The organism is Enterobacter cloacae complex sp. HYC074_NIDB, assembly GCF_056673345.1.
Genome location: NZ_CP114214.1, coordinates 2,272,350 through 2,291,995, shown reverse-complemented (window position 1 = coordinate 2,291,995; position 19,646 = coordinate 2,272,350). Strand labels below are relative to the sequence as shown.

Annotated in this window: 16 protein-coding genes; 10 read left to right on the top strand and 6 right to left on the bottom strand. The window is 56.3% G+C overall.

The genetic code is table 11. The features are described from left to right. Window positions 1-592 precede the first annotated feature (592 nt). Together O1724_RS11365 and O1724_RS11360 are read left to right on the top strand one after the other, a co-directional pair. Window positions 593-1,336: a DeoR/GlpR family DNA-binding transcription regulator gene (locus O1724_RS11365; protein ID WP_032658360.1), complete on the top strand. Its 744-nt coding sequence runs from the start codon at window positions 593-595 to the stop codon at window positions 1,334-1,336. A 13-nt stretch (window positions 1,337-1,349) separates the two neighbouring features. After that, window positions 1,350-2,417, top strand: a complete 1,068-nt coding sequence (locus tag O1724_RS11360; protein ID WP_126297284.1) for an oxidoreductase — start codon at window positions 1,350-1,352, stop codon at window positions 2,415-2,417. A 40-nt stretch (window positions 2,418-2,457) separates the two neighbouring features. Here the strand turns inward: O1724_RS11360 and cybB are convergent, their stop codons facing one another. From cybB to O1724_RS11345, 3 genes are all read right to left on the bottom strand, one after another. Further along, a complete protein-coding gene (gene cybB / locus O1724_RS11355) occupies window positions 2,458-2,988 on the bottom strand; it encodes a cytochrome b561 (protein ID WP_003857288.1) in 531 nt (176 codons plus the stop codon). An 87-nt stretch (window positions 2,989-3,075) separates the two neighbouring features. Then, window positions 3,076-4,515 (bottom strand): aldehyde dehydrogenase, encoded by a 1,440-nt coding sequence (aldA, locus tag O1724_RS11350; RefSeq protein ID WP_032658358.1) that lies wholly within the window; start codon window positions 4,513-4,515, stop codon window positions 3,076-3,078. 199 nt (window positions 4,516-4,714) lie between these two features. Then, window positions 4,715-5,509: a YdcF family protein gene (locus O1724_RS11345; RefSeq protein WP_072202968.1), complete on the bottom strand. Its 795-nt coding sequence runs from the start codon at window positions 5,507-5,509 to the stop codon at window positions 4,715-4,717. 214 nt (window positions 5,510-5,723) lie between these two features. On the opposite strand from O1724_RS11345, the gene O1724_RS11340 reads away from it, so the two are divergent. The 3 genes from O1724_RS11340 to O1724_RS11330 are packed head-to-tail and all read left to right on the top strand — an operon-like array spanning window position 5,724 to window position 9,857. Continuing rightward, entirely contained in the window at window positions 5,724-7,376 is a 1,653-nt protein-coding gene (locus tag O1724_RS11340; protein ID WP_372645809.1) for an MFS transporter, read from the top strand. Between the two features lie 22 nt (window positions 7,377-7,398). Continuing rightward, complete coding sequence (locus O1724_RS11335; protein WP_003857294.1) at window positions 7,399-8,481, top strand: HlyD family secretion protein; 1,083 nt, start codon at window positions 7,399-7,401, stop codon at window positions 8,479-8,481. Further along, the gene (locus O1724_RS11330; RefSeq protein WP_023324614.1) at window positions 8,478-9,857 is read left to right on the top strand and encodes an efflux transporter outer membrane subunit; all 1,380 of its coding nucleotides are present in this window, start codon (window positions 8,478-8,480) and stop codon (window positions 9,855-9,857) included. The genes O1724_RS11335 and O1724_RS11330 overlap by 4 nt, the downstream gene beginning before the upstream one ends. A gap of 84 nt (window positions 9,858-9,941) precedes the next feature. Here the strand turns inward: O1724_RS11330 and hrpA are convergent, their stop codons facing one another. Then, window positions 9,942-13,844 carry an ATP-dependent RNA helicase HrpA gene (gene hrpA, locus O1724_RS11325; RefSeq protein ID WP_126297285.1) on the bottom strand — a complete coding sequence of 1,301 codons (3,903 nt, stop codon included), beginning with the start codon at window positions 13,842-13,844 and terminating at the stop codon, window positions 9,942-9,944. A gap of 203 nt (window positions 13,845-14,047) precedes the next feature. On the opposite strand from hrpA, the gene azoR reads away from it, so the two are divergent. Then, window positions 14,048-14,653, top strand: a complete 606-nt coding sequence (gene azoR / locus O1724_RS11320) for an FMN-dependent NADH-azoreductase (RefSeq protein WP_126297286.1) — start codon at window positions 14,048-14,050, stop codon at window positions 14,651-14,653. Between the two features lie 90 nt (window positions 14,654-14,743). After that, the gene (locus O1724_RS11315; RefSeq protein WP_126297287.1) at window positions 14,744-15,430 is read left to right on the top strand and encodes an RluA family pseudouridine synthase; all 687 of its coding nucleotides are present in this window, start codon (window positions 14,744-14,746) and stop codon (window positions 15,428-15,430) included. Between the two features lie 7 nt (window positions 15,431-15,437). On the opposite strand, the gene O1724_RS11310 is transcribed toward O1724_RS11315, so the two are convergent. Next, window positions 15,438-15,977, bottom strand: coding sequence for a DUF2058 domain-containing protein (locus tag O1724_RS11310; RefSeq protein ID WP_045346300.1), 540 nt, complete (start codon window positions 15,975-15,977; stop codon window positions 15,438-15,440). 168 nt (window positions 15,978-16,145) lie between these two features. Between O1724_RS11310 and O1724_RS11305 the strand changes: the two genes are divergently transcribed. Together O1724_RS11305 and O1724_RS11300 are read left to right on the top strand one after the other, a co-directional pair. Beyond that, the gene (locus O1724_RS11305) at window positions 16,146-17,150 is read left to right on the top strand and encodes a DUF1852 domain-containing protein (protein WP_126297288.1); all 1,005 of its coding nucleotides are present in this window, start codon (window positions 16,146-16,148) and stop codon (window positions 17,148-17,150) included. Next, window positions 17,147-18,175 (top strand): methionine synthase, encoded by a 1,029-nt coding sequence (locus tag O1724_RS11300; protein ID WP_003857302.1) that lies wholly within the window; start codon window positions 17,147-17,149, stop codon window positions 18,173-18,175. The genes O1724_RS11305 and O1724_RS11300 overlap by 4 nt, the downstream gene beginning before the upstream one ends. Window positions 18,176-18,178: 3 nt before the next feature. On the opposite strand, the gene O1724_RS11295 is transcribed toward O1724_RS11300, so the two are convergent. Beyond that, complete coding sequence (locus O1724_RS11295) at window positions 18,179-19,111, bottom strand: LysR family transcriptional regulator (RefSeq protein WP_023303693.1); 933 nt, start codon at window positions 19,109-19,111, stop codon at window positions 18,179-18,181. 98 nt (window positions 19,112-19,209) lie between these two features. Here O1724_RS11295 and O1724_RS11290 point away from each other — a divergent pair, with 98 nt between their 5' ends. Beyond that, window positions 19,210-19,644 (top strand): DMT family transporter, encoded by a 435-nt coding sequence (locus O1724_RS11290; RefSeq protein WP_003857304.1) that lies wholly within the window; start codon window positions 19,210-19,212, stop codon window positions 19,642-19,644. Window positions 19,645-19,646 lie beyond the last annotated feature (2 nt).

Sequence of the window (19,646 nt, the reverse complement as noted above, 5' to 3'; positions counted from 1 at the left end):
TCCCTTTTTTTCTTTTAAGAATTTACTTAAATATTTAGTGATTCGCAGCATAACAAAATGTGATATAAGCAACCACACCCGCAATGTTAATGTGTTGTTACAAATAAGAAAAAAGATGGGGTTTCTGGACAAAACGTTATAAAAGACCTTTCAGATGAAACAAATAAACCCCCTGTAATCTAAAGAAAATTCTAAAATACCCCGGTGTACATTTTTGCGTTAATTTCACCCCGAATCAGACACAAAGATTTTCAAAGAAATGTCAATTTAAGTAATCCACGGAATAAAACTGGATTATTTTACTTTAAAAACAAAAATTATTAGATATATGCACTAATTTATAATTACAAATTAGTTATAAATATCAATTAGGCACTGGAATGTGGCAGCTTAAGCCAAATTTTTAAGTAAAACATAGCGATAACAACATACCTAAAAGATACATACATGCTTTTTATGACTGATTAATGCAATATCAATAATCACAACATTAAACTGTTCTTGGATAACATCCCGCGCCTGTCCCGATTCCCTTTTCTGCAAAATGCTGTAAAATGCGAAGTATTGCGACATTTTGCAGGATACTGCGCCCATGCATAAAACCGCCAGACAGAAATATGTGCTTGATATCATTACTGAACAAGGCCAGGCCAGCATTACCGAGCTGGCAGATCGATTGCAGGTTTCAGCGGACACCATCCGTCGCGATCTGACCGACCTGGAAAAACAGGGACTGGCACAAAAAAACCATGGTGGCGCCATCGCGCTGAATCTCTCGACGATGAACCGGGTTAGCAGGAATACCTTGCTGCCTGAAATCAAGCAGCGGCTGGGTAAACAGGTTGCGCAATGCGTGCCTGCGGGCTCGACGCTATTTCTGGATGCCGGAAGCACACTGCTGGCCGTTGCCTCTTTCCTTCAGGGGCCGCTGACCATCATCACCCCTTCTCTTGATATCGCCCAACAGGTGAGCGATCGGGAAGGTATCGACCTGATCCTGCTCGGTGGAAAGTGGGATCAGAAACAGCGCCTGTTTGCCGGAAGCGCCACCCTTTCGCTGCTCTCTCGCTACCGGGCGGATATTGCCATCCTTGGCGCATGCGCCATCCATGCCGAACTCGGATTGAGCGCCAGTCAGGAGGCGGATGCCGAAGTGAAGCGTGCCATGCTGGCCGCAAGCCAGGCGCACTGGGTAGTCGCCGACCATCTAAAACTCAACCAGTGCGAACCGTATCTGGTGTCAGGGTTATCCGAGATTCATCAACTGTTTTTAGATCGTCCCTGGGCAGAGCTCGGGGACCATAGCGCCGTGCAGGTTACCGTTTGCGCACATTAACGTGGAGAAGGTCATGAATAAAGTGAAGACAATGAATATTGCGCTGATCGGGTATGGTTTTGTGGGTAAGACGTTCCATGCCCCGCTGATCCAGTCCGTTGACGGCCTGAAGCTGGCGGTGATCTCATCCCGGGATGAAGAGAAAGTGAAACGCGATCTGCCGGACGTGCTCGTTGTCGCCACGCCGGAAGAGGCCATTCAGCACCCGGATATCGATCTGGTGGTTATCGCCTCCCCTAACACGACCCATGCGCCGCTGGCCACCCTGGCGCTCAATGCCGGCAAGCATGTGGTAGTGGATAAGCCGTTCACGCTGGATATGCAGGAAGCGCGGGATCTGATTGCGCTGGCTGAAGAAAAACAGCTGCTGCTTTCTGTCTTCCATAACCGCCGCTGGGACAGCGATTTTCTCGGCATTAAGCAGGTGATTGCGCAAGGCAGCATCGGCAAGGTGAAACATTTTGAGTCGCATATCGATCGTTTCCGCCCGGAGGTTCGCGTGCGCTGGAGAGAGCAAAACGTTCCCGGTAGCGGCCTGTGGTTCGACTTAGGCCCGCACATGATTGACCAGACGCTACAGCTTTTTGGTCTGCCGCAGTCGGTACAGGGCAACATCGCCACCCTGCGTGACGGCGCGGAGATTAACGACTGGGCGCACGTGGTGCTGAATTATCCGGAACACAAAGTGGTCCTCCATTGCAGCATGCTGGTGGCGGGCGGCGTGTCCCGCTTTACCATTCACGGTGACAAGGCTAGCGTGGTGAAAGCACGCATCGATCAGCAGGAAACCCAGCTGCTGGCAGGCGTCATTCCGGGTAGCGAAAGCTGGGGTGAAGACAGCGACGCTATGGTGCTGCTTAATGCCCAGGGTGAAGCCAGCGCTATCCCTGCGCCAAAAGGCGACCAGCGGCAGTACTATATAAACGTGCGCGATGGCCTGAACGGCAAGATTGACAACCCGGTCCCGCCGGTGGAAGCCCTGGCGGTGATGGCGGTGCTGGAAGCGGCGGTAAAATCTTCAGAAACGGGTACAACTCAGGAACTGGACTTAACGGCGCAGGAGCGCGCGCAACTGCAATAAGCCGCAAAAAATGCCCTGCGGGTTTGCAGGGCATTATCGGTTACTGACGCTTTTTCGGCATCATGCGCAGCAGCGTGTTATCTTTCCAGAAATAGTGATGCATCAGCGCGGCAAAGGCGTGCAAACCAATCACGAAATATCCCAGATTGGCCAGCGTCACGTGCCACGCTTTTAGCGTATCCACCAGGTCAAAATTCCCCTCCGCCGCATGCGGCATCGTCAGGCCAAACGCAAACCAGTCATTTCCCCGGTTATACATCATCACCATGCCGATCAGCGGCAGCGCAATGAACAGCAGGTAGATAACCAGATGCCCCAGATGGGACAGCCCGGTGATCATCGCTTTTGGTTTCGGTTGAATAGGCGGAGCCGGGAATTTGAGGCGGATAAGCAGGCGCGCCACCATCAGCACCAGGATGCTGATCCCGCAGGAAACGTGGATCATATTAATGAGCGGACGATCGCTTCGCGGGAACCATCCCCTGAACTCCATGGCGCAATAGGCCATAATAACTAACAGAAAAACCAGCCAGTGAATGCTGATTTGCAGACCCGTATATTTTGTGCGCATGTTGTTTCCCGATAAATAACCATTATCGCGCCAACATAACCACCTTTCCTGAAAATGTGAACCCCCTCGCATGGAGGGGGCTCCTGATTACGACTGCAAATAGACCACCTGCGTCTGCAAATACTCATTCAGACCGTGTTTACCATCTGCCCCGCCGATACCGGATTTCCGCCAGCCCGCATGGAAGCCCTGCATCGCTTCAAAGTTTTCACGGTTAATGTAGGTCTCGCCGAACTTAAGCCCCTTAATGGCTTTCATGGCGACGTTCAGGTCCTGCGTATAAACAGACGAGGTTAAACCGTAGTCGCTGTCGTTGGCCATGTTCAGGGCCTCTTCCAGGGTGTCGAAAGCCACCACCGGCAGCACCGGGCCAAAGGTCTCTTCGTGCATGATGGCCATATCCTGACGCACGTCCAGCAGCAGCGTTGGGGGATAAAAATACCCTTTACCTTCTGCCGCTTTACCGCCAAGGACCACTTTGGCCCCCTCCTGCACCGCGCGCGCCACCTTCTGCTCCACGCGCTCCAGCGCGGCGGCGTTGATCAGCGGCCCCATGGCAATATCCGTTCGCTCAGCCGGATTGCCAAACTGGACGGCTTTCATTGCCTCGCCCAGACGATTCACAAAGCGGTCGTAGATCCCCTTCTGGACATAGACACGTTCCGCGCAGTTACACACCTGCCCGGTATTGATGACGCGTGAATCCACAATGGCCTTCACGGCCAGCTCAAGGTCGGCATCGTCCATCACGATGGCCGGGGCTTTACCGCCCAGTTCCAGCCCCACTTTGGTGATGTTTTTCGCAGCCGCAGCCATGATCTTTTCACCTGCCCCGACGCTGCCGGTCATGCTGACCATCGCCACTTTCGGATTCCCGGCCAGCTCCTGTCCGACGGTTTCACCCCGGCCCAGCACCAGGTTAAAGACGCCTTTCGGCAGGCCAATCTCATCGACGATTTTGGCAAACGCAATGGCGTTGTTTGGGGTAAATTCGCTCGGTTTGATAACGATGGTGTTGCCGGTGATCAGCGCGGGTGCAAGCTTACGGGCAATCAGGAAGAAGGGAAAGTTCCACGGCAGAATGCCGGTGGTGACGCCAAGGGCACGCTTAAACACCAGAATATTCTCGCCCGGACGGTCGCTCTGAATGATTTCCCCTTCATACCGGCGCGCCCACTCGGCCATATAGTCGATATAGTCAGCGGTAAAGTTCACTTCCACTTCCGCCAGCTGCTGGATCTTGCCGCCTTCGGCCACAATCAACGCGCTGATTTCACTGACGCGCTCGCGGATCCCGGCGGAAATTTTGCGTAGCCAGCTGGCGCGTTCAATGGCTGGCAGCGCCTCCCAGCCAGCCTGCGCGCGCTCTGCCGCGTCAATGGCTTTGCGGGCGTCCTCGGCGGTGCCGTCGGGAATACGGGAAATGACCTCTTCCGTGGCCGGATTGATCACGTCAATCCATGCATCACCCTGCCAGGCAACAAACTGTCCATCAATATACATAGGATGTTGTACGGGTACTGTCATAACCTGCTCCTGTAATCACACTGTTTTTAACAAGTAAACTTATTGTTAAAAACTATAATTACCGGGGCAATTGCCTACTCTATGAGTCTGTTTTTGTGAGATATCTCATAAAAGATACGGGTCAGCCCGTTTCCAAAATCACAAATCGGCAACAAAGGCTGCCCGTTTGCGTAAAAGATGGCGCAAACGGGCAAGAGCATTACAGCAGAGAACGGCTCACCAGCGCGTCGGTGAGAATGACGTCGTTTCGCAGGATCTGCCACGCGGCGTCCACGTCGGCAGGGATATCAACATGGGCAATGAAATCACGTCCCGCCGGACCGTAGCCGTTGATGTCGTCCCTGAGTCGCGGAAATTCACCCAGCACCAGCGACAGGTAACGTTCTACCGGCCATAACCCCTCGACCGGGCCGCTAAATACCAGACCGTCGTCGCTGTTTTGCAGCACGGGCGTCAGGCCGGGATGACTCACCCATGCGGGCGCTGCGGCCTCGTCGCGGCATACGCGGGCAAACGTAGCCATTGTGCGCCGCTGCATCGTCGGGTCCTGCACCACCAGCACCCGGGCGGCGTTCAGTCCGGATTGTTTCATCAACGCCCGGCTGAAGCGGGCGTTTTCACCACAGTTGGTCGACTGATCCTCAACGTGAAGATGCTCAGCCGGAATGTTCCAGAATTCACGGGCGATGTCGGCCAGAATAGCTGCCTCAGCCCGCCCGGTGGTGGGTATCCTGTTATAGCGGGGGTGTTTCGCAATCGCGGCGTAGAGGAAGGTCGTCGAGTGACCGATCCCGCCGCTGATGATCAGAGGAACACCCTGTTCAGCCGCGTTTTTACAGGCAGCATCAATCGCGGGGATCACCGCATTACCCGCCAGAATCACCAGATCAACGGGCTGATTGTCCTGATAGTCGTCCTGAGCAAGCCACGCCCCAACGGTATTCACGGCGTCGAGGGTTGTGCCAGGCAGACAGGGGAAAAGTGCCATTGTCATCGTTACCTCCTTACAGCATACAGAGCCATCGATTATCCCCCTTTCTGCGCGTCATGCTATGGCATGAATGCTGAAAAAACGGGCTGGAACGTTCTCAAAAAGCACTCACATTTGATTAACTTGAGAAAATCGTATTCACTTGAATTATGATTTGCGTCAGCCTTAGAATCATTAGCCCGCTCACAATTCAACATTTTGAAAGGTAAACCACGTTATGCGCCTGCCCCAACGCGACCCTTATGCTCCTCGCGAGTGGCAGCCACACGAGAAACCCGCCCTGCTGGGTTCCCCTTCCACCCCGGAACATCCAACCCCAAAACGGATCGCCTATGGCGTGGTCGGCCTGCTGGTATGTCTGACCGGGGCGCTGGGTAACGCGGTCGTCACCGCTAATCTGCAAAATCTGCAAGGCACTTTTGGCGCCTGGTCGACTGAAATCGCCTGGTTGCCTGCCGTCTATGTCATGACCAACGTGTCCATCAACCTGCTGCTGGTAAAGTTTCGCCAGCAGTACGGTTTGCGCGCCTTTACGGAAGGCTTCCTGGTGCTGTATGTGCTGGTCACCTTTTTCCACCTGTTTGTGAACGATCTTAGCTCGGCGCTGATGGTAAGGGCGGCACACGGGATGGTCGCCGCCGCGCTCAGCTCGCTCGGCATTTATTACCAGATACAGGCCTGGCCCGCGAAGCATCGACTGAAGGCGCTGACCATTGGCATTACCGGGTCGTCCCTGGCGATCCCGCTGGCGCGGCTGTTCTCCACCGAGCTGTTACAGCTTGATGAGTGGCGCGGGCTGTACTTCTTCGAGCTGGGTCTGGCCCTGATCTCCCTGGCCTGCGTGATGGTGCTAAAGCTGCCGCCGGGCGATCGGCGCAAAGTCTTCGAGAAGAAAGATTTCATCACCTTTTTTTTGCTTGCGCCCGGCATGGCGCTGCTGTGCGCGGTTCTTTCGTTAGGGCGTCTGGACTGGTGGTTTGAATCGCCGTGGATCGGCTGGGCGCTGGCCCTCTCGCTGGTGCTGATTGTCTCTGCGATCGTGTTTGAACATAACCGCAGCAACCCGCTGCTTAATACCCGTTGGCTGTCCAGCGGCAGCATCGTACGCCTGGGGCTGATTATGCTGCTGATCCGCATCGTACTGGCGGAGCAGAACACGGGCGTCATCGGCTGGCTGCAATATGTGGGCCTACAGAATGAACAGATGACCCATCTGGCGTGGGCTATTTTCGCCGGGATCGTCTGCGGTATCGTCACCAGCTGTCTGACGATTAAGCCCACTAAACTGGCCTGGCCGATAATCACCTCGCTGGTGCTGATGATCGTCGCCTCGCTGCTGGACAGCCAGTCCAACAACCTGACCCGGCCGGATCAGCTTATTTTCAGCCAGTTCCTGCTGGGCTTCGGCAGCTCTTTCTTCCTCGCGCCTGCGATGCTGGCAGCCATTGGCGGGGTGATCGCCGACCCGCGCAACCTGGTCAGCTTTTCCGTGATGTTTGGCATGAGTCAGAACCTTGGGGGCCTGCTGGGTTCCGCGATCCTCGGCACCTTCCAGACCTGGCGCGAGAAGTACCATTCCAGCCTGCTGGCTGACCAGCTCACCACCCTTAACCCGCTGGTGAACGAACGCATTCAGCTTTACACCCAGATGTACAAAAGCCTGATTGGCGACAGTTCCCTGCTGGGAACCCAGGCCATTACCCAGCTCCAGACGGTGACGGCGCTTGAGGCAAATATTCTGGCTTACAACGATACTTATCTCCTGACGGCGAGCATTGCCACTGCCACGCTGGTCTGGATTTTATGGCGCTTGCTGCGCCTGCGCATCACCGCCCGTATGGCCCTTAAGAACGCCACTGGCAACAAGTAATGACTATTTTTCAGGAGAGGTTATGAGTCAGCAGGATGCCGCCAAAGAGCAGGCCAACACCCGTAAAAACGTGCGCGTCGTGTCCATTTTCACCGCCGCGGCTATCGGCATTGTCGGGGTACTGGTGATCCTTTATGCCTGGCAGCTGCCCCCGTTCACGCGTCATGCCCAGTTTACCGATAACGCCTACGTGCGCGGCCAGACTACGTTCATCAGTCCTCAGGTAAACGGCTACATTACCGAGGTCCATGTTCAGGATTTCGCGCAGGTTAAAAAAGGCGAGCTGCTGTTGCAGATAGATGACCGTATCTATCGCCAGCGCGTCCATCAGGCCGAGGCGCAGCTGGCAATGAAAATTGCAGCTCTTAATAACAACCTGCAACAGCGCAGAAGTGCGGAAGCGGTGATTGCCAAAAACGAGGCGGCGCTGAAAAACGCCCGTGCCCAAAGTCTGAAAACCCAGGCGGATTTGAAACGCGTGAAAGAGCTGACCGCGGACGGCTCCCTTTCCATTCGCGAGCGCGATTCGGCACTGGCCAGTGCCGCCCAGGGGAGCGCCGATATCGACCAGGCGAAAGCAACGCTTGAGATGTCGCGTCAGGATTTACAAACGGTTATCGTCAATCGCGGTTCGCTGGAGGCCGACGTTGAGAATGCGAAAGCCGCGCTGGAGCTGGCGCAGATCGATCTGCAAAACACCCGGATTGTCGCGCCGCGTGATGGTCAGCTCGGGCAGATTGCAGTGCGTCTGGGGGCGTACGTCGCCGCCGGGACGCACCTTACCACGCTGGTCCCGCCGCAGCACTGGGTGATCGCCAATATCAAAGAGACGCAGCTGGCGAATTTACGCGTCGGACAGCCGGTGAAATTCACCGTCGATGCCTTAAACGATAAAGCCTATCAGGGCCGCGTGGAGAGCATATCCCCGGCAACAGGCGTCGAGTTCAGCGCTATCACCCCGGATAACGCCACGGGCAACTTTGTTAAAATCGCCCAGCGCATCCCGGTACGCATTGAAGTACTCGGTGAGCCGGAGGCGTACCGGCTGCTGCGCCCTGGCATGTCGGTGCAGGTGACCATCGACACGCGGGAGGCGAAACAATGACGCTTCGCCCGATAGCCGGCCTGCTGATGATGGCTATCCTGGCGGGATGCCAGTCGGTTGACGTTGAGCCCGCCAAATCGTCCCTGCACATACCGGCCCAGTGGCGCGCGACGTCGGGGCCAGCCAGCCCGACAGAGCAGCTCTGGTGGCGAAATTTTCACGACAGCAATCTGAACCGCTATGTGGATCAGGCGCTGAAGAACAACAGCGACGTGCTGATTGCACGCGAGCGGATTAACGAGTACCAGGCCCGGGTGTTCGCCGCCGACGGCAGTCTGTTCCCGTCGCTTGACGCGGGCGTGACCGGGACGCGCGCACGCTCGCAGTCCGCCGCCACGGGGCTTCCGGTATACGGTACGTTGTACAAAGGCAGCCTGACCGCCAGCTACGACGTGGATATCTGGGGCGTAAACCGTAGCACCTCCCGTGCCGCTGAAGCATCGCTGGAGGCACAAAAGGCGGCGGCAGCGGCGGCTGATCTTACCGTCGCATCATCGGTGGCCTCCGGGTATGTCACCCTGCTGTCGCTGGATGAACAGCTTCGCGTTACCCAATCCACGCTGAAGTCGCGTGAAGAGGCGTTCAATCTCGCCAAACGACAATTTGAGACGGGATACAGCTCTCGCCTTGAGCTGATGCAATCGGATTCTGAGCTGCGCGCCACCCGCGCCCAGGTTCCACTGCTTCAGCACCAGATTGCACAGCAGGAAAATGCGCTTAGCCTGCTGCTGGGCAGCAACCCGGGTGACGTTGCGCGCGGTGAAAGCTTTGATGCCCTGACGCCGCTGAAACTGCCCTCCCAGCTGCCGTCGACACTACTCAACCGGCGCCCGGATATCGTTCAGGCGGAACGTCAGCTGATTGCGGCAGACGCGACGCTGGCGGCATCGCGCGCCAGCCTGCTGCCGTCAATCAACCTCACGGCCACGGGATCGGTGCAGGATCGCACGCTGTCGGGATTGCTGGATAACCCCCTACAGCTCTGGAGCGTGGGCGGCAGTATTCTTGCGCCGCTGCTGAACCGTCAGGCGCTGAATGCGCAGGTGGATATCTCCCAGTCCCAGCGGAATCAGGCTCTGTATAGCTACGAAAAAACCGTGCGTAACGCGTTTGCTGAGGTGAATGACAGCCTTGATGCCATCACCCGCTATCAGGAACAGCTTACCGAGCTGCTGGCACAGCAGGCGGTCGCGCAGGAGACGCTGCGGATTGCGCAAAACCGCTACCGCAACGGATACTCTTCTTATCTGGATGTGCTCGATGCGCAGCGCACGCTGTTCTCGGTGCAGACCAGCGTGGTACAGGTGAAAAACAACCTGTTGCTGGCGCAAATTGATTTGTATAAAGCGCTGGGCGGCGGTTGGAGCAGTGCGTGAAAACATGCCGGGTGGCGCTGCGCCTTACCCGGCCCACATGCTCTCCCGTAGGCCCGGTAAGCGCAGCGCCACCGGGTAACGGTTTTAGCCGGAGATCTGCTCCATCGCCTGCAAGATACGCTTATCCGAAATCGGATACGGCGTACCGAGCTGCTGGGCAAAGAAGCTGACGCGAAGCTCCTCGATCATCCAGCGGATCTCCCGCACGTCGTCGTCATCGCGACGCGCTGGCGGCAGTTTGTTGAGCCACTGCTGCCACGCCTGCTGCACGTTTTCGACTTTCAGCATCTGCGCGCGATCGCGATGCGGATCGACCGCCATTTTCTCCAGACGCTTCTCAATCGCCTGCAAATAACGCAGCGTATCGCCCAGACGCTTAAAGCCGTTGCCGGTCACAAAGCCGCGATACACCAGCCCCGCCATCTGCGCCTTCACGTCCGACAGCCCCAGGGCCATGGTCATATCCACCCGACCCTTCAGGCGCTTGTTGATATTGAACACGGCGGTAAGGATCTGCTCGACCTGTTTGGCAATCTCCACCACGGTGTCGTTCAGCTCCGCGCGCACCTTTTCATGAAGCTGAGCAAAGCCCTCTTCCGTCCAGACCGGACCGCCCGCCTCGTGGATCAGCTTATCCACACCGCAGGAGATGCAGTCGTCGATCAGATCCAGCACCTTACCGTACGGGTTAAAGTAGAGCCCCAGCTTGGCTTTGTTCGGCAGCTTCTCGTGCAGATACTTAATCGGCGACGGGATGTTAAGCAGAAGCAGTCGACGCAGCCCGCGCCACATCATCTGCTGTTGTTCCTGCGGATTGTCAAAGAGCTTAATCGCCACGCTGTCGCGCTCATCCACCAGCGCGGGCCAGGCTTTGACCTTATAGTTCCCGCGCTTCTGCTCATAGCTTTCCGGAAGCTGACCAAAGCTCCAGATGTGCAGCCCGCTCTGCTCGATACCGTCGTCCGCCACGGCAGACAGGGTTTCCTGCACTTTGCCCTTCAGGGCGTCCTTCAGTTCCGAAAGCGAGCGGCCTTCCAGCAGCTTTTTGTTTTTATCGTCCACCACGCGGAAGGTGATTTTCAGGTGATCGGGCACCTGATCCCAGTTCCAGTCGTCGCGGTCGATGGTGGTCCCGGTCATGCGTCGGAACTCACGCTCCAGCGCGTCCAGCAGCGGCAGCTCCAGCGGCGTGACGCGGCCCAAAAACGCTTCGGCGTAGTTCGGCGCCGGCACAAAGTTACGCCGCACCGGTTTAGGCAGGGATTTGATTAATGCAATGACAAGCTCGCGGCGCAGGCCGGGAATTTGCCACTCAAACCCGCTCTCGTCGACCTGATTTAAAAGCGGCAGCGGAATATGAACGGTCACGCCGTCCGCGTCGGCCCCTGGCTCAAACTGATAGGTCAGACGCAGCTTGAGGTTGCCCTGATGCCAGAAGTTCGGGTAGTCGAGCTTGCTGACCGACTCCGCGCCCTCTTTGATCAGCATGCTCTTTTCGAAGTTGAGCAGGTCCGGGGTCTCTTTGCTGGCTTTCTTCCACCAGCTGTCGAAATGGCGCGCCGAGATCACATCGTGGCTGATGCGCTGGTAGTAAAACTCAAACAGCGTCTCGTCGTCCACCAGAATGTCGCGGCGGCGGGACTTGTGCTCAAGCTCTTCCACCTCGGCGCGCAGCTTCAGGTTTTCACGGAAGAACGCATGGCGCGTCTGCCAGTCGCCTTCCACCAGCGCATGGCGGATAAACAGCTCGCGACTCAGCGCCGGATCGATCTGGCTGTAGTTAACCTTACGCGCGGCCACCACCGGCAGGCCGTAGACGGTGACTTTTTCCGTCGCCATCACCGCGCCCTGCCCGCGCTCCCAGTGCGGCTCGCTGTATGAGCGTTTCAGCAGGTGCTGCGCCACCGGTTCAACCCACTCCGGATCGATACGCGCGGCGATACGCCCCCACAGACGGCTGGTTTCCACCAGCTCGGCGACCATGGTCCACTTCGGCGGCTTTTTAAACAACCCGGAGCCCGGGAAGATGGAGAAACGCGCGTTGCGTGCGCCGGTAAATTCCTGTTTATCCGCATCCTTCATCCCGATATGGGACAGCAGGCCGGTCAGCAAGGCGATATGAATTTCGCGGTACTCCGCCGGTTCACTGTTGACCGGAATGCCCAGCTCTTTTACCACCTGGCGCAGTTGGGTGTAGATATCCTGCCACTCGCGCACGCGCAGGTAGTTGAGGAAATCCACCCGGCACTGACGGCGGAACTGATTTGAAGAGAGCGTTTTTTGCTGCTCGCCCAGGTAGTTCCACAGATTCACAAAGGCCAGGAAATCAGACTCTTTATCGTGGAAGCGACGGTGTTTTTCATCCGACGCCTGCTGCTTGTCCATTGGGCGCTCGCGCGGATCCTGAATGGAGAGCGCCGAGGTGATGATCATCGCCTCGCGCACGCAGCCGTGTTTTTGCGCCTCCAGCACCATGCGCGCCAGACGCGGGTCGACCGGCAACTGGCTAAGCTGGCGGCCCAATGGCGTTAGCTTGTAGGCCGTCGCCTGCTCGTCGGTGGTGATGGCCCCCAGCTCTTCCAGCAGGCGCACCCCGTCCTGAATATTGCGTTTATCCGGCGCTTCCACAAACGGGAAGGCGGCGATATCGCCCAGCCCCAGCGCGGTCATTTGCAGGATAACGGATGCCAGGTTGGTCCGCAGAATTTCCGGATCGGTAAACTCCGGGCGCGACAGGAAATCGTCTTCCGAATAAAGACGAATACAGATCCCTTCCGACACGCGGCCGCAGCGGCCCTTACGCTGATTAGCCGACGCCTGGGAAACCGGCTCAATCGGCAGGCGCTGAACTTTGGTTCGGTAGCTGTAGCGGCTGATGCGCGCCGTACCCGGGTCGATCACGTATTTAATGCCCGGCACGGTGAGCGAGGTTTCGGCCACGTTGGTCGCCAGCACGATGCGGCGTCCGCTGTGCGGCTGGAACACGCGGTTCTGCTCACTGTTCGACAGGCGCGCGTACAGCGGCAGGATCTCGGTATGGCGCAGATCGCGTTTGCTGAGCGCATCGGCGGTATCGCGGATCTCGCGCTCGCCGCTCATGAAGATCAGAATGTCGCCAGAACTCTCGTTGCCCAGCTCGTCGACGGCATCGAAGATGGCCTGAAGCTGGTCGCGCTCGGTATCGTCCGCCTCTTCCACAATCGGGCGATAGCGCACTTCAACCGGGTAGGTTCGGCCTGAGACTTCAATGATCGGCGCATTGTTGAAATGTTTTGAGAAACGCTCCGGGTCAATGGTCGCAGAGGTGATGATGATTTTCAGATCCGGACGCCGGGGCAGCAGCTCTTTCAGGTAGCCGAGCAGGAAGTCGATGTTCAGGCTGCGCTCGTGCGCTTCATCGATGATGATGGTGTCGTACTGCATCAGCAGACGATCCTGCTGGATTTCCGCCAGCAGGATACCGTCTGTCATCAGCTTAACCATGGTGTTATCGCTGACGTGGTCGCTGAATCGCACCTTGTAGCCGATGCAGCCGCCCGGCTCCGTTTGCAGCTCTTCCGCAATACGGTTCGCCACGGTGCGCGCCGCCAGACGACGCGGCTGGGTGTGACCGATCAGCCCTTTCAACCCGCGGCCCAGCTCCATGCAGATTTTCGGCAACTGGGTGGTTTTACCTGAACCGGTTTCCCCCGCGACGATCACCACCTGGTGGTCGCGTACGGCCTCAAGAATGTCCTGTTTCTTCTGGCTGACGGGCAGGTTTTCCGGATAGGTAATCTCCGGGCGTGCGGCTTCACGCAGCACAACTTTCCCTGCCGCCTGTTCAATCTCTTTGGCCATTTCCTGGTAAATGGCCTGTTGTGCATCAGGATTTTTAACCTTCTTAACGCCGTGCAGACGGCGCGCAAACCGATGTTTATCGCGCAGCATCAGTGAATCAAGCTTTTGCATCAGCATGGAGAAGGTCAATTTTTGGTGTTCTGTCATAGCGTTAACGGGCAGTGCACTGCCGGATAAAATCTCTTTTTAATGATTGCTATAGAGTACCACATCAGCGCATTGCGCGCCTTATTCAAAAAATTCGAACATAGGCTTCGATATATTGCGCTATCCCTGTGGCAGGATTGTGAATAAAGTGTCAACAAGCAACGGGGCAACCCCCTCAATCAAATACAAAACAGGAATTTCCCATGAGCAAAGTATTAGTGTTGAAATCCAGTATTCTGGCAGGGTATTCACAGTCTGGTCAGCTGTCTGACTATTTCGTTGAACAGTGGCGTGAACAGCACAGCGCGGATGAAATCACCGTGCGTGACCTGGCAGCAAACCCAATTCCTGTGCTGGACGGCGAGCTGGTTGGCGCGCTGCGTCCGAGCGATGCGACTCTTACCCCGCGTCAGCAGGAAGCCCTGGCGCTTTCCGACGAGCTGATTGCTGAATTGCAGGCGCACGACGTTATCGTGATCAACGCCCCAATGTACAACTTCAACATTCCTACCCAGCTGAAGAACTACTTCGACCTGGTGGCGCGCGCTGGCGTAACCTTCCGTTACACCGAGAACGGCCCGGAAGGTCTGGTAAAAGGTAAACGCGCTATCGTCCTGACCAGCCGCGGCGGTATTCACAAAGATACCCCAACCGACCTGGTGGCGCCGTACATGACGCTGTTCCTCGGCTTCATCGGCATTACCGACGTGAACTTTGTGTTCGCTGAAGGTATCGCTTACGGCCCGGAAGTGGCTACCAAAGCGCAGTCCGACGCGAAAGCCGCTATCGACAGCCTGGTCGCTGCCTAAGATCTCCCCCTCTCACCGCCCGGTGGGAGGGTTTTTCTTTTCCTGCATATTTCGTTATCATCCGCACCCACTCTCCAGCCCGGCGGCCTGATGTCTGTCATTATCGATACGTTTATTGCACCACCCTGTCACGACGACATTGAGATCCTCTGGCAGGACGAGCATCTGCTGCTGATCAACAAACCTTCCGGTCTGCTCAGCCTGTCGGGGAAAAATCCGCAAAACCGTGATTCCGTTCACCATCGTCTGGTGCAAACCTTTCCCGGCTGCACGCTGGTGCATCGTCTTGATTTTGGCACTTCGGGTCTGCTGGTCATTGCACGTAACAAAGCGATTAACGCCGCGCTTTGCCACCAGTTCAGCCAGCGCGCCGTGAGCAAGGTTTACACCGCCCTGTTGTGCGGACATGTGGAACAGGACGAAGGGACCGTGGATGCCCCGATTGCCAAAGATCCGGCGCTGTTTCCGCTGATGACGATCTGTGCCCGCACCGGTAAGCCCGCTCGCTCCCGCTATCGGGTGATGGAACGTATTTATCAGGATACGACAATGCCATTGACGCGGGTAGAGCTTACCCCGGAGACCGGGCGCACCCACCAGCTGCGCATTCACTGCCAGCAGTTAGGCCACCCGATTCTGGGGTGCGATCTGTATGGTGGTCTGGAATGGCCGGGCGCGGAAGAAACGCCCCGGCTGATGCTGCATGCCAGCGTTCTGAATTTTATTCATCCGCTGAGCGGCGAGACGATAAACGCCTGTCACGCCGCGCCATTCTGAGCGGGGATTACCACATTAAATCGTCAGGGATTTTAAAGTCTGCGTACGGATCGTCTTCGTCCTGCTCTTCCTGACTCAGCGCGCTGTTAAGCACAATGCTGTCCGCATCGCGCTGGGCAATTTTATCCGCCACCACCGCCGGGATAATCGCGTAATCACAGTCGCCCTTCGCATTAATCACCAGTCGGGCAATCGCCAGACGGCCGTTGATCAGCTGGGTTTGCGTCTGCTTATCGACCTCGATTTTTTTGATCAGGTTGCCGTCGGTAAAGTTAAAGGTAATGTTGCCCTTCGCCAAGGTGATGCGGTTCATCTCAATCAGCTGCTTCACCTGCGCCCTGAACTCTTTTGCCAGCACCGCCTGTTTTTGCTGTTCGCTCAGCTGCTTATCACGCTCCAGCTGGGCTTTCTTGTTCTCTTCAACAGCCTCTCTCGCCTCGCGAGCCTGGACGCGGGATTTTTTCGCCGTGCGCTGAACCTTCGCCATTTTTTTACTGCTGACCAAGCCCGCTTTCAGCATCTGCTCTTGCAGGGTGAGTTTTGTCATGTTCGTTTAAACCGGTTGGAAATGTCGGGGGATTATACCTGAATCGCGCAGTTCATGAAGAACCCTCATGTTGCAGTGAAATTAAGTCACTTCCCCTGCGCCAGGGGCTCAGGCATAAATTATGCATTGATAACGTTCCGGCAACATGAACTTAGGATGCATAACCAAATGAGTCAGGCTTTCACATTTACCCTTAAGCGCAGTTGCTTTGATGAAAATTATAACCCGTCAGAAAACACGCGTACCACCACCAACTTCGCCAACCTGGCGCGTGGCGAGAAGCGTCAGGAGAACCTGCGCAACACGCTGGTGATGATCAACAACCGCTTTAACGCGCTGGCGAGCTGGGATAACCCGAAAGCTGACCGCTATGCCGTCGAGCTGGAGATTATTTCAGTCGATATGAATATCGGCGGCGATTTTACCTTCCCGGCCATCGAAATTCTGCAAACGACGATTGTGGATAAAATGACCCACGAGCGCATCGAAGGCATCGTCGGGAATAACTTCTCATCGTATGTTCGTGACTATGATTTCAGCGTCCTGCTGCTGGAGCATAATAAAGATCAACCCCGTTTTACCCTCCCCGAGAATTTTGGCGAGCTGCACGGCAATATCTTTAAAAGCTTCGTTCATTCTGCGGAATATCAGGCGAACTTCAAAAAAGCGCCGGTGATCTGCCTGAGCGTCTCCAGCAAAGACACCTATCGTCGTACCGGTAACCACCACCCGGTGCTGGGGTATGAGTACCAGCCGGACGGCGAGTCGCTAACGGAACAGTACTTCGCGAAGATGGGCCTGAAGGTTCGCTACTTCATGCCGGAAAACAGCGTCGCGCCTTTCGCCTTCTTCTTCACCGGCGATTTACTGCGTGATTACACCAATCTGGAGCTGATCGGCACCATCAGCACCATGGAGACGTTCCAGAAGATCTATCGACCGGAAATTTACAATGCCAATTCCGCTGCGGGACAGTGCTATCAGCCCGACCTGAATCAGCAGGATCACTCATTAACAAAAATCGTCTATGACCGTGAAGAGCGCAGCCGGCTGGCCATTGAACAGGGGAAATATACCGAAGAGCGGTTTATCAAACCCTACAAAACCCTTCTTGAGCAGTGGTCTCATCACTTCACGCTTACATTTAATACGGATAAAAGGTTCTTCTCATGAAAACATTGCTCCCGACATCGACGGCTGGCAGCCTGCCGAAACCCACCTGGCTTGCGCAGCCGGAAACGCTCTGGTCGCCGTGGAAACTCCAGGACGAGGAATTACTTGCAGGGAAACAGGATGCGCTACGTTTGTCTCTGGATGAACAGATTCGCGCCGGGATTGATATCGTCAGCGACGGGGAACAAACTCGCCAGCATTTCGTCACCACCTTTATTGAACATCTCAGCGGCGTGGATTTTGAGAACCGTCAGACGGTACGCATCCGTAACCGTTACGATGCGAGCGTGCCGACCGTGGTAGACGCGGTGGCGCGTCAGAAACCGGTGTTTGTTGACGACGCGAAATACCTGCGCCAGCTGACGGACAAGCCGATCAAGTGGGCGCTGCCCGGCCCGATGACCATGATCGACACGCTATACGATGCTCACTATAAAAGCCGTGAAAAGCTGGCCTGGGAGTTCGCAAAAATCCTTAATCAGGAAGCCCGCGAGCTGGAGGCGGCCGGTGTCGACATTATTCAGTTCGATGAACCTGCCTTTAACGTCTTTTTCGACGAGGTGAATGACTGGGGCATTGCCGCGCTGGAGCGCGCCATTGAAGGACTGAAATGCGAAACCGCGGTACATATCTGTTACGGGTACGGCATCAAAGCCAATACGGACTGGAAAAAGACGCTCGGCTCCGAGTGGCGCCAGTATGAAGAGGCGTTTCCTAAGTTGCAGACCTCAAAGATCGATATTATCTCGCTGGAGTGCCACAACTCGCGCGTGCCGATGGATCTGCTGGAGCTTATCCGTGGTAAAAAAGTGATGGTCGGGGCAATTGACGTCGCCACCCAGACCATCGAAACGCCTGAAGAGGTCGCCGATACGCTGCGTAAGGCGTTGCAGTTTGTTGATGCAGACAAGCTCTATCCGTCCACCAACTGCGGTATGGCTCCCCTTTCCCGCCAGGTCGCCAACGGTAAGCTGAAGGCGTTAAGCGCCGGGGCTGACATTATCCGTCGCGAGCTTGCCCGCTAACCTTCAGGTTTGCCAGTACAGCGGCGTACCGAATCGCTCAATATAGTAATCAATCACCGCCCTGACGTTCAGGGGCGGATGACGCGCGTTCGGGTAAATCGCCGCAATCGTCAATGGCTCCGTATTAATTGAACACTCCATTTCCGGCAGCAGTGCCACCAGCTCACCGCTTTTGAGTCGTTCGCTCACCATCCAGTCCGGGAAAAGCACAACGCCCATACCGCCCAGCGCCGCAATCAGGAGCGTTTCCGCGTTATTGGAAGTCATCAACGGTACGATGGGATAGTGAACCCACGCCTCGCCCGGCTGTCGGATCAGCCAGCGGTTAGGCCCGGACGAGCCGCGGTAAACCAGACAGTGGTGACGGCTGAGATCGTCCGGCCCCTCGGGCGCGCCATGTTTTTGCAGATAGTCCGGCGAGGCCGCCAGATGGTAGAACTGCTGCCCGAACACCCGGGCGTGAAACGAGGAGTCCGTCAGCGCGCCGATGCGGAAGATAACGTCCGCGGCGTCACGGTGCGGATCGATAAAATCGTCGGTGAGGGTCAGTTCAATGGAGAGGCGCGGGTAACGCGCCAGAAGCCCCGGCAGGCCCGGCGCGATGTGCCTCTGTCCGAAAAAGACCGGGCCATTGATACGCAGCGTGCCCGACGGCTCGCGGGCGCGTTCATCCAACTCGCGTCGCGCGTCCTCCATATTCCCGGCCATCGCCCTGGCATAGCGCACAAAAAGATGCCCGCTCTCTGTGGGCATAATCGCCCGCGTGTTGCGGTAGAAAAGCTGTTGCCCGAGGGCGTCCTCAAGCTGGTGGATCACGCGTGAGACCTGCGACGCAGAAATCCCTTCCCGCCTCGCCACCACGGAGAAATTCTGCGTTTCATAAACGTCGATGAAGATCAGCAGCGCGCGAATGCTGATATGTCCGGCATCCATCATTAATGCATTTCCTGCACAGGTGTTTCCTGCATTATGGCATTTTTCTCAATGATGTTCAGACGTAATCTTCTCCGCCTGGAAAAAGGAGAAAAAGCGTTATGCACATTATTTTAATTTTACTGGTGATTGCCGGTGGCATGGGGCTGTCCGTGGAAGCCGGGCTGCTGGGGCCGCTGGGCGCAGAGGTGGGCGACCTGTGGGCGGCGTTCAGCATATTTAGCGTGGGAACGGGGCTAACGTTTCTGCTGATGCTGTTTTTCAGCCCCCGCAACAGTCCCTCATTTTTTGCGCAGCCTTCATGGCACCTGTTGGGCGGCGTGCTCGGCCCGGTTTACGTCATCATTCTCACCATTGCCACGCCTGCGATCGGCATTGCCATGACGATGATCGGCATTCTGGCAGGCCAGGTTTTCAAAAGCCTGATTATCGACCACTATGGCCTGCTGGGTACGCCGCACCGCAGGATCGATACAAAACGCATTATTGCGCTGGGATTTATCATCGCCGCGCTCATTCTCGTGGCGCAGGGGTAACG

Bases quoted from the DNA above. Each gene is read 5' to 3' on its own strand.
- hrpA (WP_126297285.1), bottom strand. From the start codon at position 13,844: ATGACAGAACACCAAAAATTGACCTTCTCCATGCTGATGCAAAAGCTT.
- O1724_RS11305 (WP_126297288.1), top strand. From the start codon at position 16,146: ATGAGTCAGGCTTTCACATTTACCCTTAAGCGCAGTTGCTTTGATGAA.
- azoR (WP_126297286.1), top strand. From the start codon at position 14,048: ATGAGCAAAGTATTAGTGTTGAAATCCAGTATTCTGGCAGGGTATTCA.
- aldA (WP_032658358.1), bottom strand. From the start codon at position 4,515: ATGACAGTACCCGTACAACATCCTATGTATATTGATGGACAGTTTGTT.
- O1724_RS11335 (WP_003857294.1), top strand. From the start codon at position 7,399: ATGAGTCAGCAGGATGCCGCCAAAGAGCAGGCCAACACCCGTAAAAAC.
- O1724_RS11365 (WP_032658360.1), top strand. From the start codon at position 593: ATGCATAAAACCGCCAGACAGAAATATGTGCTTGATATCATTACTGAA.
- O1724_RS11360 (WP_126297284.1), top strand. From the start codon at position 1,350: ATGAATAAAGTGAAGACAATGAATATTGCGCTGATCGGGTATGGTTTT.
- O1724_RS11295 (WP_023303693.1), bottom strand. From the start codon at position 19,111: ATGATGGATGCCGGACATATCAGCATTCGCGCGCTGCTGATCTTCATC.
- O1724_RS11310 (WP_045346300.1), bottom strand. From the start codon at position 15,977: ATGACAAAACTCACCCTGCAAGAGCAGATGCTGAAAGCGGGCTTGGTC.
- O1724_RS11290 (WP_003857304.1), top strand. From the start codon at position 19,210: ATGCACATTATTTTAATTTTACTGGTGATTGCCGGTGGCATGGGGCTG.
- O1724_RS11330 (WP_023324614.1), top strand. From the start codon at position 8,478: ATGACGCTTCGCCCGATAGCCGGCCTGCTGATGATGGCTATCCTGGCG.
- O1724_RS11300 (WP_003857302.1), top strand. From the start codon at position 17,147: ATGAAAACATTGCTCCCGACATCGACGGCTGGCAGCCTGCCGAAACCC.
- O1724_RS11345 (WP_072202968.1), bottom strand. From the start codon at position 5,509: ATGACAATGGCACTTTTCCCCTGTCTGCCTGGCACAACCCTCGACGCC.
- O1724_RS11340 (WP_372645809.1), top strand. From the start codon at position 5,724: ATGCGCCTGCCCCAACGCGACCCTTATGCTCCTCGCGAGTGGCAGCCA.
- O1724_RS11315 (WP_126297287.1), top strand. From the start codon at position 14,744: ATGTCTGTCATTATCGATACGTTTATTGCACCACCCTGTCACGACGAC.
- cybB (WP_003857288.1), bottom strand. From the start codon at position 2,988: ATGCGCACAAAATATACGGGTCTGCAAATCAGCATTCACTGGCTGGTT.